General features: G+C 41.3%; 13 protein-coding genes. 11 read left to right on the top strand and 2 right to left on the bottom strand.

Translation table 11 applies throughout. From position 1 onward, the window contains the following. Positions 1 to 11 precede the first annotated feature (11 nt). The 10 genes from H2245_RS08555 to lpxC all read left to right on the top strand — a co-directional run bounded on the left by H2245_RS08555 (position 12) and on the right by lpxC (position 12,189). Positions 12 to 1,010, top strand: a complete 999-nt coding sequence (locus H2245_RS08555) for a hypothetical protein (RefSeq protein WP_182406982.1) — start codon at positions 12 to 14, stop codon at positions 1,008 to 1,010. Positions 1,011 to 1,058: 48 nt separating this feature from the next. Continuing rightward, complete coding sequence (pyrE, locus tag H2245_RS08560) at positions 1,059 to 1,751, top strand: orotate phosphoribosyltransferase (protein WP_182406983.1); 693 nt, start codon at positions 1,059 to 1,061, stop codon at positions 1,749 to 1,751. An 86-nt stretch (positions 1,752 to 1,837) separates the two neighbouring features. Continuing rightward, positions 1,838 to 2,830 carry a glutathione synthase gene (gshB, locus tag H2245_RS08565; RefSeq protein ID WP_182406984.1) on the top strand — a complete coding sequence of 331 codons (993 nt, stop codon included), beginning with the start codon at positions 1,838 to 1,840 and terminating at the stop codon, positions 2,828 to 2,830. 274 nt (positions 2,831 to 3,104) lie between these two features. Next, positions 3,105 to 4,202 (top strand): undecaprenyldiphospho-muramoylpentapeptide beta-N-acetylglucosaminyltransferase, encoded by a 1,098-nt coding sequence (gene murG, locus H2245_RS08570; protein WP_182406985.1) that lies wholly within the window; start codon positions 3,105 to 3,107, stop codon positions 4,200 to 4,202. 100 nt (positions 4,203 to 4,302) lie between these two features. Continuing rightward, positions 4,303 to 5,775: a UDP-N-acetylmuramate--L-alanine ligase gene (gene murC, locus H2245_RS08575; protein ID WP_182406986.1), complete on the top strand. Its 1,473-nt coding sequence runs from the start codon at positions 4,303 to 4,305 to the stop codon at positions 5,773 to 5,775. Positions 5,776 to 5,846: 71 nt separating this feature from the next. Continuing rightward, a complete protein-coding gene (locus H2245_RS08580) occupies positions 5,847 to 6,833 on the top strand; it encodes a D-alanine--D-alanine ligase (RefSeq protein ID WP_182406987.1) in 987 nt (328 codons plus the stop codon). A gap of 450 nt (positions 6,834 to 7,283) precedes the next feature. Then, positions 7,284 to 8,063 (top strand): cell division protein FtsQ/DivIB, encoded by a 780-nt coding sequence (locus H2245_RS08585; protein WP_182406988.1) that lies wholly within the window; start codon positions 7,284 to 7,286, stop codon positions 8,061 to 8,063. 210 nt (positions 8,064 to 8,273) lie between these two features. Then, positions 8,274 to 9,566, top strand: coding sequence for a cell division protein FtsA (ftsA, locus tag H2245_RS08590; RefSeq protein WP_220464403.1), 1,293 nt, complete (start codon positions 8,274 to 8,276; stop codon positions 9,564 to 9,566). 181 nt (positions 9,567 to 9,747) lie between these two features. Beyond that, on the top strand, positions 9,748 to 10,941 hold the full coding sequence (ftsZ, locus tag H2245_RS08595; protein ID WP_182406990.1) for a cell division protein FtsZ: 1,194 nt from the start codon (positions 9,748 to 9,750) through the stop codon (positions 10,939 to 10,941). Positions 10,942 to 11,271: 330 nt separating this feature from the next. Further along, on the top strand, positions 11,272 to 12,189 hold the full coding sequence (lpxC, locus tag H2245_RS08600) for a UDP-3-O-acyl-N-acetylglucosamine deacetylase (protein WP_182406991.1): 918 nt from the start codon (positions 11,272 to 11,274) through the stop codon (positions 12,187 to 12,189). Between the two features lie 287 nt (positions 12,190 to 12,476). Here lpxC and H2245_RS08605 read toward each other — a convergent pair whose 3' ends face one another. Then, positions 12,477 to 12,992: a hypothetical protein gene (locus tag H2245_RS08605; protein ID WP_182406992.1), complete on the bottom strand. Its 516-nt coding sequence runs from the start codon at positions 12,990 to 12,992 to the stop codon at positions 12,477 to 12,479. A 183-nt stretch (positions 12,993 to 13,175) separates the two neighbouring features. On the opposite strand from H2245_RS08605, the gene H2245_RS08610 reads away from it, so the two are divergent. Beyond that, positions 13,176 to 13,889, top strand: coding sequence for a CHAP domain-containing protein (locus tag H2245_RS08610; protein ID WP_182406993.1), 714 nt, complete (start codon positions 13,176 to 13,178; stop codon positions 13,887 to 13,889). Between the two features lie 145 nt (positions 13,890 to 14,034). Here the strand turns inward: H2245_RS08610 and H2245_RS08615 are convergent, their stop codons facing one another. After that, complete coding sequence (locus H2245_RS08615) at positions 14,035 to 14,811, bottom strand: hypothetical protein (protein WP_182406994.1); 777 nt, start codon at positions 14,809 to 14,811, stop codon at positions 14,035 to 14,037. Positions 14,812 to 14,917 lie beyond the last annotated feature (106 nt).

The following is a 14,917-nucleotide window of genomic DNA, read 5'->3' on the forward strand; positions in this document are numbered from 1 at the left end:
TTGGAAACATTATGACTCAGCCTTTTACTTCTGATGACCGCTCAGCTCAAAAGCTATCAGGGCAAGGTGTGCATACAGAAGGTAGCGTTGAGCAGTTGTCTTTACTGGCTAATAATGCACAACCTGCCATTATCCATCCGAATTTTGATCCACGCCAAACCGCGCTTGACCCCGCTCGCCCGCTTAGCGATATTCCAGAACCTACGCGGCGCGTCAATGGTCAGCTCAATCATCTGTATGGTCGCTCAGGGCGTTTTCATAAGCCCCATACCGACAATCTATCAAAGTGGCAGCTGTTGGCGTCAGAATCGTTTGCCGACTATCTCGGTTTTCTTAAAGCGGCACAGCTGATAGCGCTTCCGGATAGCTTTTATCATAACCATAGCGAGCAGCCTTTATTAATGTCACTTGATACCATGACGTTGCTGGATATGGCGGATATTGGGCAGGTTATTAAGAAACATCCGCAGTTAACGCGTTATGGTTTTATGGTCGATAACTTGGTTAGTAATAATGATAAAAATAACGACAATAAAATTAATACGGATGAGAAACAGTCTTCATTACGAGCAATCATTAAACGTTATAATCCTAACGAACTATTAAACAGTATCTATGCCGATGATTGGCAAGTCATATTACAACCTGAGCAATTTGAATCGGGCGTTGGTAGTCTTGCCACCGATATTATGGCGTGTAGTGTGGCAGTACATGTGTTGAGCCAATGTGCCACCCGTAAAAGTATCAATCACAGCTATAGCGCCGAGCAAATTTGTCAGTATGTGCGTAGCTATATACTGAGCCAAGTTTGTCGCACGCCAGCGTTACGCTATCAATATCGTCAAATCCGACTGTTTGCTGGACACATTATCGTAGCAGCGCAGCATTTGGGTTGGGAGTTGCAGATAGCGGAGGATGGTCACTGTTACTTTAACGTTTCTTCACGCTGTGGTCTGCTGACGCGCTACGCCAATATGCAAGATTATGCTATCAATGGTTGGTCAAGCTGACCAATAATGCGTACAATAATGCAAAAATTTTCCCCATAGGAATGCCTTATGCACACCCCATCATTTACCGCTCATGACTTTATTCAACTCGCCTTAGATAACCAAGTACTCAAGTTTGGTGAGTTTGTGCTGAAGTCGGGTCGAGTTAGCCCGTATTTTTTTAATGCTGGTTTATTAGCAACGGGCGAGATGCTATCGCTATTGGCGCGTGGTTATGCCGATGCCTTAGCGGAACAAATGCAAAAAGCTGGTGATAGCAATAAAGAACTGGTTATCTTTGGTGCGGCGTATAAAGGTATTCCATTTGTGGCGGCAACGGCACAAGCACTATGGCTCCATCATGGTATCAATGCCGAGTGGGGATATAATCGTAAAGAAGTGAAAACTCACGGCGAAGGCGGCAATTTAGTCGGCGCTGATGTAAACGGTAAAGCCGTTTGGATACTGGACGATGTTATCACCGCAGGTACGGCAATGCGCGAAGTGATAGATATTTTAGAAACCGCAGGTGCGAGTGTTGCTGGTATTCTTGTCGCCTTAGACCGTAAAGAAAAAGGACAAGGCGAGCTTTCTGCCATTCAAGAACTGGTTGCCAATTTACAAGTGCCGGTTCGTGCCCTCGTTGATATGGATGACTTAATCGGTTATTTAGCCGGTGAACAAAGCGCCCATCAAGACGCCACTCAGGTTGCAAGCCAGCTTGCAAAAATGCAGCATTACCGTACTCAGTATGGCGTATAAATAACCGAATGTTTTTGCCTGTTTATTCATAACCACATCATTAGTAACCACTGTACGCAAAACTACCATACTTAAGTGAGTCGATCATGAGCCAAGCTGCCCCTTTAGCGTCAAACAGTCGTTCTTTGAATAGCCGTTCTTTAAATATCCTTGTCATCATGGATCCGATTGAACAGATTAATTATAAAAAAGACACGAGTCTGGCGATGATGTGGTCAGCGCAAGACCGCGGGCATACACTTGGCTATTGTCAAATTCATGATTTGTGGCTTGATCGTGGTCAATTAATGATTGATGCGCATCCCGTGACCGTCAAACGTGACCCTGATAATTTTTATACGTTAAGTGAAAAAGCCACTTGTCCAGCTACAGACTATGATGTGATTTTAATGCGTAAAGATCCGCCGTTCGATATGCGTTTTACTTATGCCACTCATTTATTAGACCATGCCAAAGCGGTAGGCGTGCTCGTCGTCAATGACCCAAAAGCGATACGCGACTGTAACGAAAAGCTGTTTGCCACCTGGTTCAGCGATTATATGAGCCCAACGATTGTCACTAGTAAACAGGTACATATCCGTAAGTTTATCGCTGAGCAGCAAGATGTGATTGTCAAACCGCTTGATGGTATGGGCGGTACGGGTATTTTCCGCCTGACAGCTGACAGTCACAATATTGGCGTCACGCTTGAGATGTTGACCGAGCTTGAAACCTTACCGATTATGGCACAGCGTTATTTGCCTGAGATTAAAGAAGGCGATAAGCGGGTTCTGATTGTTGATGGTGTGGTCATTGATTACTCTTTAGCGCGTATTCCAACCAAAGGCGAAACTCGCGGCAATTTAGCGGCAGGCGGTAGTGGGGTTGCCATGCCATTGACCGATATTGAACGCCAAGTGGCGCATGTAGTTGCACCAATTGTCAAAGAAAAAGGGCTAATGTTTGTCGGACTCGACCTTATTGGCGGACGTATTACTGAAATTAATGTCACTAGTCCAACGTGTGTTCGTGAGATTGATGATCAATGCGGTACAGATATCGCCACGGACTTTATAAAAGCCGTTGAAGCGCGATTCTAAATTATTCCTAAATTTTAAGGCTAATAATGGGCGTAATAGACGTCAGCACGACTCAATCGCTTATGTCATAAAGCGCTGCTTAATAAAAAGGTTTAGGAATATAGAAAATCAAGGTTTAGACGTTTATTTAGCTATAAAACGCTACATGTCGCGCCTTAATTTACTCTATACTATGCGGGCTTTACGACACGGCTATTTAATGGATAAATGGTTCAAAAATGAGTGTGGTAAAGATACTCATTTTTTTGAAAAAAGATAAGAAAGGCTAAAAGCAATGAAGAAACCGCATATATTGATGATGGCTGCTGGTACAGGTGGTCATGTGTTCCCAGCGCTGGCAGTCAGCGAATTGCTGGCTGAGCGTGGCGCGGTGATTCATTGGCTTGGCACAGAAAATGGTATGGAAAATCGCTTGGTTGCGCCAACCGATTATGCGTTTCACGCCATTGCTATGCAAGGCCTGCGCGGTAAAGGAGTGGGGCGTCTACTTAAAATGCCGATTACTTTACTATCAGCGACCATGGCGGTTATCAAGATTATTCGTAGTAATAAGATTGATATGGTAGTCGGGTTTGGCGGCTATGTTACTGCTCCGGGCGGTATTGCCGCACGCATGACGGGGACCCCGCTAGTTATCCATGAGCAAAACGCCATTGCTGGCATGAGCAATCGCTATTTAGCCAAAATTGCTACTAAAGTACTGCAAGCCTTTGAAGATACCTTTGCCAATAGTGAGCTTGATGGTGACTCTAATAGTAAGTTAGAAACGGTTGGTAATCCGGTTCGCAATGCCATCACCGACGTGGCGGCTCCAGCTGAGCGTTATGATGTTAATGATGAATCGCCACTGCGGTTATTAGTGGTTGGTGGCTCGTTGGGTGCACAAGTACTTAATAGTACCGTTCCTAAGGCGCTAGCACTTATCACTACGCCTTTTGAAGTGCGCCATCAATGTGGTCGTGATAATGAGGCAGTGACGCAAGCGGCTTATGATGCTGAGGATTTGGGCATTCATCAAACCACCGTGCAGCCTTTTATTACTGATATGGCAGCAGCGTATCAATGGGCAGATATTATTGTGTGCCGCGCTGGCGCGTTGACTGTTACTGAAATTCAAAATGTCGGTATCGCGGCGATTTTTGTGCCACTCCCAAGCGCGGTAGACGACCATCAAACGGCTAATGCGCATACTTTAACAGAGCGTAACGCTGCACTGTTATTACCACAATCTGAGCTAACACCGAAGCGCTTAAGCGATGAATTATCGGTTCTGAATCGACAAGCTTGTCTTGCGATGGCACAAAAAGGTCATGCGCTTGCCAATCGAAATGCTAGCCAGCAGGTTGCCGATATTATTTGGCACGCCCTCTAAGCATAACTTTAATAATTATTTTAACAACTATTTTGCCAACCCTATATACCGCATTTTACGATGCCTTAATTTTATGATGCTTTGATAACGAGAAACCCTTATGTCCACAACCACTCTTACTAATGACACCGCCGCTACCCCTAGTGATAAAGCATCGCCAACTCGCCTGATTGAAATACCAGAGATGCGTCGCATTCAGCATTTACATTTTGTGGGCATTGGCGGTGCGGGAATGTGCGGGATTGCTGAGGTTATGAGTAATCAGGGTTATAAAGTGAGTGGCTCAGACATTGCTGAAAGTCCTGTAACAAGACGTTTGCAAGATATTGGTATTGAAATATTTATCGGTCATGATTCCAAAAATATTGCTCAGACAGATGTGGTTGTTGTCTCATCTGCCATTGACCGCAGTAACCCTGAAATCACCGCTGCCTTAAAGGCTCGTCTGCCAGTAGTTCGCCGTGCAGATATGCTCGGTGAACTGATGCGCTATCGTCATGGTATTGCTGTGGCTGGCGCTCATGGTAAAACGACTACCACCAGTCTATTGACAACTATGCTTGCTGAAGGAAATCTCGATCCGACCTACGTGATTGGCGGTAAACTTAATGCGTCTGGCAAAAATGCTGCGTTAGGTAGTAGCCGTTTTTTGGTTGCCGAAGCAGATGAGTCTGATGCGTCATTTTTGACCTTACACCCGATGGCAGCGATTGTAACCAACATTGATCAAGATCATATGGAAACCTATGGCAATAGCTTTGATAAATTAAAAGCTGCCTATATTCAGTTTTTACAAAATATGCCGTTTTATGGCTTGGCAGTAGTGTGCGGTGACGATGCTGAACTGTACGCGATGATTGATGATATTGGACGTCCAGTATTGACCTTTGGGCTGGAACCATTCAATGATGTGCAAGCGATTGATGTTGTGAGTGAAGGTACTAAAACCCATTTTACCGTCTTGCGCCGCGACCGTAACCCTTTGCATCTTACCTTAAATATTCCAGGTATTCATAACGTTTATAATGCGCTGGCTGCCATCACTATGGCGACCGATGAAGGTGTTGATGATGAAGCCATTAAACGCGCGCTACAGAAATTTGCAGGTGTCGGGCGTCGCTTTGAGCAACATGAACCTGTAAAGGTTGATGACGGCAATATCTTACTCATTGATGATTATGGTCATCATCCAAGAGAGGTTGATGCTACCATTAAAGCAGCTCGTCAAAGCTTTCCAGAGCGTCGTTTAGTCATGCTATTTCAACCGCACCGTTATACCCGTACGCGCGACTGTTTTGACGATTTTGTAGAAGTACTATCGACTGTCGATGAGTTGTTATTATTAGATGTGTATTCAGCAGGAGAGAGCCCAATCGCTGGCGCAGATACCAAAGCACTGGCGCGTAGCATTCGATTACGTGGAACAGTTGAACCAACGATTATTGATAAGAATAATGTTGCGCCTGCGATGCAGCGCTTACTGCAAGCCAATGATCTACTCTTAACCCAAGGTGCGGGCAACATTGGACAGATTGCTATCGACTTGGTTACTAATCAGCTTTATCTTAAGTAGCTCTTAACAAATAATACTGAAAGTACAATTTTACTAAATAGATTTTAAGCTCAACTTTAGGAATGTTCCTGATGACGCAAACACATAACACTCAAGAAAATCAAAAAGATGACAACAAAGAAAGTACGAGCCTTGCGCATACTCATAAAGATGCCAAAGTATTTGGTAAAGTTGCTGTAGTTTACGGCGGCAATAGTAATGAGCGTGTCATATCTTTAGATAGTGGCGCTGCTGTCTTAAAGGCATTGCAAAGCCAAGGCGTTGACGCCACTCATTTTGACCCCCAGGATCAAGACATTACCGAGCTGCGCAATTTTGATCGCGTTTTTAACGTATTGCACGGTCGCGGCGGCGAAGATGGTGTATTGCAAGGCGTGCTTCAATGGTTAGATATCCCGCAAACAGGTTCTGGGGTTCTAGCATCTGCTCTTGGCATGGATAAAGTACGTACGAAGCAATTGTGGCAAGGCTGCGACTTACCTACAGCGCCATTCTCATTGCTTACCGCTGATACTGATTGGCAGCAAGTGGTTGATACGTTAGGACTGCCATTAATTATCAAACCCGTGCACGAAGGCTCTAGCATTGGTATGACTAAGGTCAACCATTTAGATGAGCTGCCTCCTGCTTATGCAACTGCTGTAGAGTGTGGCGATGTTGTTATGGCAGAGCGCTGGATTACCGGTCGTGAATTTACCATTGTTATTATTGATGATGAAGCTTATCCGGTTATTCGCTTAGAGCCTGCTGACATCACTAATTTTTATGATTTTGAAGCCAAATATAATCGTAATGATACCTCTTATTATATTCCCTGTGGATTAAGCTTAGCAGAAGAAACGCATTTACAAGCGTTAAGTCTTGCTGCCTTCCGCGCCGTCAATGCTGAAGGATGGGGTCGTATTGATGCGATGCAAGACACAGAGGGTAATTTTTGGCTGCTTGAGATTAATACCGTACCAGGTATGACCAGTCATAGCCTCGTACCCATGGCAGCCAAAGCACGTGGCATGGATTTTGAAAGTTTATGCTGGCATATTTTATCCCAGACTTTATAGCCTACAAGTTAGTAAAAAGTACATTCCCAACAGTACAAAACATAAGATAATTTATTGATCCTAATACTACTTATGTCTCTATAGTTGTGCTGAATAATATTTTAGTGTAAATTTGTGTAAATTTGTCTGCTACGATTGGTGATAAGCTATTGTTTATCATCAAAGTACGTTAATATTGTGTTTACAACTTTGCTTTAGCAATATCAAGTAATTTTATTTATCTAATAGCTATTTATTATTATTGGTACACGATTAGTTTATTAAAACATATAAACTGAATTTATTTGCCATTGATTAACAATATATTAGTTTTAGTAATATCTGGTAAATGAGTAGTACTAATTCTTTTTAAGCATATTTTTAAAATAAACTGTTTGCTTAACTACCATTTTATTCATTAAATAATTGCTCTCATGCTAAGTTAGGGTAGAAATAGGAACAAATGAACTGATGACTCAAACTGTCAAAGCCGCTACTGACTTGATGAGTGATGCTATGAATCATCAGAAGACATTACCCCCCTCAGTTAAATACTTTTTTATGGCATTAGTGATTGGTTTATTACTACTAATTCTAATAATGGGGGGCAAAGCATTACGCGATGCGCCACCTGCTGCCATTGAAGTCAGTCATCAAGGGCTGACAGCTATGCAGCACCATGCATTGCAGCAAACGATGAATCAGCAGTCGATTAGTAGCTTTTTTACGACGGATTTGCAGACATTGCGTGATATCGCAGTTGATTTGTCATGGGTGGATCAAATTAGTGTCACCCGTGATTGGCAACGGGGTATTGTGATTACGGCACTGCCTAAACAAGCGGTAGCCAAATTTGGTACAGAAAGACTGGTTGATGCTAAAGGAGTGGTATTTGTTCCTGCAGATAGTGACGAATTGATTCAAGACGACTTTGCTATGTTACAAGGTGAGATTACGCAAGCTCCTGTTATTATGCAGCAAATGCAGCAGATTAATGAGTGGTATGCGCCTCTTGGTATGCAAGTTGAAGATATTATTTTATCACCGCGAATGACATGGCTGGTGCGTTTTAGTAATGGCCTACGTGTAATTGTAGACAATGAAAATACCGCGCAGAAGCTTCTGAGTTTGAGTCAATTATTAGGCAATCAGTTAAGTGCCCGTCGTCATGAAATACAATCGATAGATTTACGTTACAAAAATGGCTTCAGTATTGCTTGGCAATCAGCAGCGCCAATCGCACCAAGTTAAGTGACAGTAGTAATTTTAATCAATATTTTGTAGGCTGTTATCTTATTTTTCAGCTATACCTAAACAGTAATTACAGCGAATTGCTTAAGATAGAATCAGTGTTTATTTAAGTTTAGTATTTATGGCGTATTGCTGTTTGGCTTTGTTTTTTTTAATGATTTAATGGAGACGTCATGCAGTCTCCTGTTTAACGATAATTTGTCTTGTACCATGAAAAATACTGAAAATTTGGTTGTTGTTCATTTAAGTGCCACAGCAGTATATGCTGTCATTGGTAATGTGGTGTCTGCAAAAGATATCCGCATCATGGGTGTTGGTCATGTCAAAAATAGTGATTTTTATCAAGGCCAAATTAAACACCGAGAACGTTTACAAGGCGCAATAAAGCAAGCGATTCAAGAAGCAGAAGATACTGCTAACTGCCGAGTTCATAGTGTTTGGTTGACGCTATCAACTCCGGAGTTGTTGAGTAAAAACAATGCTGGTCATGCTAGTGTTGAAGGTGATGTGGTGCGCACTACCGATATGGTAAAGGCGCTATCAGATGCTAAAAAACAAGACTTACCGTCAAACTGTTATTTGATGCATTGTTGTCAACAAGGTATTTATATTGACGATCAGGACGCCATCGTTGATGACGCTATTGAGATGGTTGCCACAGATATTACCGTTATGTACCACATGATGATGTTGCCAGTTGCTAGTCGTCAAAATTTGCAGAAGCTTTTGCAAAGTTGTGATGTGGGTGTGGATCATGTGGTATTTGATGCTGTAACCAGCGCGGAATATAGCCTGATAACAGAAGAGCGTCAGCAAGGCGTATGTTTGGTAGACATTGGTGCTAGCACCACCAGCATTTGTGTCTATAAAGAAAATAAGCTGATCTTTACGCATTGCGTTCCAACGGGTAGTCATGAAGTTACGATGGATATTTCAGCAGATTTCGGTATCTCTATGATTGAAGCGGAAAAGCTAAAGAAATTACATGGCACTGTTGATGTACAAAGTATTGATCCTAGCTCTTTTTTTATATTCAGAGCGCAAGGGTCAAACGATGAGATTAACGTGAGTGTGTATAAGCTTGCACAAACGATAGAAGCCCGTTATGTCAGTATCTTCACTGAAGTCATGCGACAATTACATCAAGCAGGGCTAATAGGATATATCGATCGTGGCATTGTGTTAACAGGTGGTGGTGGCACCATTAAAGGTATGGTACCTTTTGCCAAAAAACTGCTTAAAATGCCCGTAGTTTTGAGCAACAGTCATCCTCATATTAGTGCATATAACCACGTTGATAATCAAGAAGCGTCAAAGCAGCTTAATACCTATATAAATGATCGAGCTTACCATACCGCTTTCGGTACTTTATTATACAGCCAAAGCGAGCAATTTCGTCATAGTGAACAAAGTGAGATTGAATCCATTGAAAAATCAAGCTTTACCAACGTTTTTCAGGGAGTTGGGCAGCGGTTTAGTGGTCTATTTAAAAAGGTACGGTAAGCTATTTTATTTGAAAGAATTGTCATGATTTATTGTGGTAAATTTACCATGTCTATATAAAGCATGCTTTTTTACCCTATTTTATTTGTATACATTTATATATAGTACGTCGATAGCATGCCATGCGAGCGCCTGATTACCTATCGACCCTTATGCTATCTGCAACTGGAGAATCTTTTCTATGTCAAAATACACCATGCCAGATGATAATAAACCTCAAACTAATGGTCAAGCCCGCTTTATCGTGTTTGGGGTTGGCGGTGGCGGCGGTAACGCTGTTGAGCACATGGTGCAACAAGGCATTAAAGGGGTAACGTTTGTCTGTGCCAATACGGATAAGCAAGCCCTTGATCGTCTGACTGCACCGCATAAATTACAGCTCGGCGCTAAAAGTAACCGTGGTTTGGGCGCTGGTGCTAATCCAGAAGTGGGTCGCGAAGCGGCTGAAAGTGAAGAAGAAGCGATTCGCGCGTTACTTGAGCACTCAGACATGGTGTTTATTACCGCAGGTATGGGCGGTGGCACAGGAACGGGTGCAGCACCTGTTGTGGCTCGTATTGCAAAAGAAATGGAAGTATTGACCGTAGCCGTCGTGACCACACCTTTTAAATTTGAAGGTGGTAAACGTATTAAAGCCGCTAAAGCGGGTATTGAGCAATTGACCAACTTTGTGGACTCAATCATCACTATTCCGAATGATAAGTTGATGAGTGTTTACGGTAACTTATCGATGCAAGATGCGTTTAAAAAAGCGGATGATGTATTGATGCACGCAGTACAAGGTATTGCTGAAACCATCGCGCGTTCAGGTTTGGTTAATATTGACTTTAACGATATCCGTACGGCAATGACAGCTAAAGGACATGCAATGATGGGTATTGGTCGCGCCAGTGGCGACGATCGTGCACGTGAAGCCACTGAAAAAGCTATTAAATCGCCGTTGCTTGATGATCTACGTTTAGAAAATGCAAAAGGTCTATTGGTTAACGTGATTTCTTCACAAAGCCTATCTCTTGATGAATTTAGCAAAATCAGTGAAATCGTAGAAGGTATTACCGATACTGATGATGCCAATATCTTCTACGGTTCAGTTGTCGATGAAGATATGGGCGATGAATTACATGTTACAGTCATTGCGACTGGTTTGACTTTAGATGAAGATGCTGGATTACCAAAGACTCAACAACCGATTCCATCTGTCACCAGCACACAATCAGTTGATCCAAGTCAGCATACCAGTGCGCTAAACAGCCAGCAGCAGTCAAAAACTCAGCTGTATCAAGATAGTATAACCCGTGCGCCAGCTATGCAAGAACAGCCACAGACTAAAACTAACAGCATTCAAGATTATCTAAAGCGCCAACAGAATAGATAATTAAGAGAATTGTTTTTTATTATGTGACCGCTTATTTCATTATTTAATGAGTTCTAAGCTTTAAAAAAAGTTAAAAAGCCAGCATAGATATTGCTGGCTTTTTTGCGTTTTATGAAGGGTAAACTGACAAAAAAATAGTATTTATCATGATGTTTACTTTAATTATGTTTATCTTTAACAAATAAAATTACCTAAAAGTAAACATACAATTTTATTGATAAGTGTAATTAAACTTTGGAATGAGTAAATTACCTCTTATTAACTATAGCGAATTAGAGGTTGCAAATGGTACACTAGGATAATTGTAACAAGATATGTGAGGAAGTAGCCATGAATCAACGAACTATTAATCAAATGATATCTATGACTGGTATTGGTCTACATAGTGGCGAACCTGTTGATTTAGAGTTTTATCCGCAGCCTGTTGATACAGGAGTCGTTTTTGAGCGTTCCGATATTTTTGGTTGTACACCAATTCCTGCCAGTGCTTTTTTAGTACAAGATACCATGATGTCATCCAATTTGGTATTTGGTGGCACGCGCGTGGGCACAGTAGAGCATCTACTCAGTGCGATTGCTGGTCTTGGCGTTGACAATTTATTAATCCGTGTATCTGCTGCTGAAATTCCTATTATGGATGGTAGTGCTGCGCCGTTTGTGAATCTTTTACTACAAGCTGGTTTCTGCGAACAAGACAGTCCTAAGAAGTTTCTAAAAATCGTCCGTCCGGTACGGGTTAAGGTCGATGATAAATGGGCAGAGTTACGTCCATACGATGGTTTTGAGCTGAATTTTGAGATTGATTTTGACCATCCCGCATTTAACAAAGATTTACAGCATGCTCAGCTGCGTTTTTCTACTCACAACTTTATCGAAGAGTTAAGTGGAGCGCGCACCTTTGGGTTTTTAAATGATATTGAAGCCTTACGTCGAAATAATTTGGCGTTAGGAGGCAGCATGGATAATGCTATTGTGATTGATGATGCCAAGATATTAAATGTCGAAGGTTTACGCTTTGCTGATGAGTTTGTACGTCATAAAATTTTGGATGCTTTGGGAGATTTATACTTGATTGGTTATCCATTATTGGGTCGTTTTAACGCCTATAAATCTGGGCACGCATTAAATAATTTGCTAGTTCGTGAAATTTTATCTGACTCAGATAACTTTGAAATTGTAACTTTTGATGACAATGTAACTTGTCCTATAGAATATTTACCTTTAAGTGCTTTAACTGTTGAAGGATAAATACAAGCTTATACAGGATGTATCGCAACATTTACGTAAGATTACATAATGCGAAAGCGCATAATGTTTGCTGTACTTTCTTTCCAATATTATTGTTTTTGAAGAGCACGCTGAAAGCTAGAGTTTACAAACCCTTCAACCGACAAAAAAACGTCTACTGTTTAAATCAAAAGTATCGATTTAAACAGTAGACGTTTTTTTTAACCTAACTAGCTCGAAAAACATGTCTTTTTAGTCAACTTTTTGGTACTTGGTTTACCTAACTTTACATTGTAATTTAAGGCTTTTTAGTCATCTAATAGCTGTAAGAGCGCCTTTTGCAAGTCTTTATCAGCCGTGACATGCTTTGCAGCCTGTGATATAGTCCTTTTTATATTTTGACTCAGCCCCTTATTTGCATTGGTTCTAACAGCATTTGATGAGGATGAGACAGGCGTTAGTGACTCCTCATTATAAGGAGATTTAGCAGGAATTTTTGCTATCACGACATGAATCTGCTTGAGTTGTTTAAATGTAATAGACTGTTTGGTTAATACTTCAAGATAAGCATTTTGTAAATAACGAATATGATTGGCTGCGGTCATTGAGTTTACACTGAGAGTAAGTTGCTCTGTAGTAAGACGCACCACCCAGCAGCTATTTAGTATCTCTTCTGGTAAACAGTCTATTAATAATGTTTTTACTTCATGGGTAGCCTGCGTATAAAGACGCACGTTATCAGCCAAACTTCGCGGTAGAGCGCTACCAGAAAATGCTTGGTGATCGATAAGTTGAGCGAGCCGATTAGGCTGTTTTTTTGACATCGTAATCACTCATCTATTAGGTGGTGGTATAACAGCGACTGGTTGAAAATTTGCTTAACTGAAAAGCGCACACTGTGAATATCAAGATTTTATCATGTTTATTTGATTGTAATCTCTTCTAAATTAATTACTGCTTTGTCACGGATGATGAGCACACTTGCATTAACAATAGGTAGTAAATTTATGAAAAAGGCTTTATTAATTTTGTCAGTATTGAGCATGGGCGTAGCACAAACGAGTGGTGCTTCTGTCAATATCATCTCAAATAGTACACTGGCTGATAGCAGAGCAAATATCGCTAAATCAAATTCCTACGGTTCATCGCAAAACATCTACAGCACCAATAATGGTGGGGTACATGTTTCTAACAATACTGAGATTACCCGCGCCATCAACGTATTAAAGCAAAAAGGTAGTGAGCTTGATACGTTATCGCGTCGTTTATATGCTGAAAAGAAAGAGCAGTTTAAGTCGGTATTAGATCACAATTCGGCGCCTGCTATTGCAGCTGCCCGTGCGTCACGAGTGGCACTGTCTAGAAGTTCTGGTTATTGTGCGCGTTATGTTCGTAAAGCGCTACAATCAGCAGGTTATGACTTCACGCCAAATCCATCCGCTTATCAGTATGCTACCCGTGGCACGCTTGCTCAAGCTGGATTTACTAAAATTAGCAATGACATGCCTACTCAAATCGGTGATGTCGTAGTGTTTGATCGCAGCTCAAAGCATCCACACGGTCATATTCAGATTTTTGATGGCTCAAACTGGATATCTGATTTTCGTCAAAATAGTATAAGTCCGTATAGTAATATCTATGGTTACAGCACCTGGCGCGATTCGCAATATGTTGATGATGCGTCTAACCGTGGTATTTATTTAGCGATGGCTGATAAGTAGTAATTATTAATTAAAAGCTGTCCCCATTAAAAAACCCAGTAATGACGTTATAACATTACTGGGTTTTTTAATGCTTATATTTTTTTGGAATGAGAGCAGGTCCTAAATAGCTATTAATCAATAGTATTTCTTTAAACCATAGAGTCTAATATTTAAACCGTGACCAATAGGCGCGCTGATGAAAGTCGGGGGGCGAGGCGTGAGCCGGTGCATAATATAATTGTGCCTGACCAAACTGTAGAATTACACATGGATGTATATACTTAATATATTTATTCGGCTCATAATACGTATGATTTTTGTCTGACGATAATAACAGTTGCGCTACTGGTACGCTAAAGCTACGCTGATAGTAATAACGTGGAACAAATAGGTCACTGCTTAAATCACAGCTATTAGCTATAAGCTTAAGAGCTGAAGAAGGGGTAATGGCACGCACGACTTTTGATATTGTTTTACCGTTATAGCCCTGCTCATCGTTATGCCAATCAATGTACGCGCGTGCTTTTTTATTTTCCTGTAATAATGGCGAGGGTGGCAATGATTTGGGATTGCGATAACTCTCGAACTGATACAGCGCATAATGACCACTCGGACTGGCATTAATCTCAATATAACTTGCCGTCTCGTTATGCTCATTAAACCCACTAGCAATAAAACATTCCAGACAAGTCTGCTCCCATAAAAAATCGGTAAAGCTGACGTTTATAGCTTGCCATTTCGCCCAGTTTAATTGGGAAGCCAAGCGAGAATCAGGTAGTTGAATACGGTACGTAAAAGATAGGCTAGGTATTGGCTCTTGAGTGAGAGTAATACTAACAGTTACTTGAATATCCTTTAGCTGTGTTATTGTCACGCCTAAATGTTCGGCATCGACTTCTAGTATTTCTGTTGCTAAGCATAATTTAAAGGTTTGAGTCATGAAGCAATGCCATAAAGAATAAAAATGAATAAGACTAGAGATGAATAATTAGTGACTTTCTATTAGTCAATATTTAGATAATATAAAAGCCGCGAGCACTCATGTA

It is taken from the genome of Psychrobacter sp. GP33, from assembly GCF_014119005.1.
In the GTDB taxonomy this organism is placed as follows: domain Bacteria; phylum Pseudomonadota; class Gammaproteobacteria; order Pseudomonadales; family Moraxellaceae; genus Psychrobacter.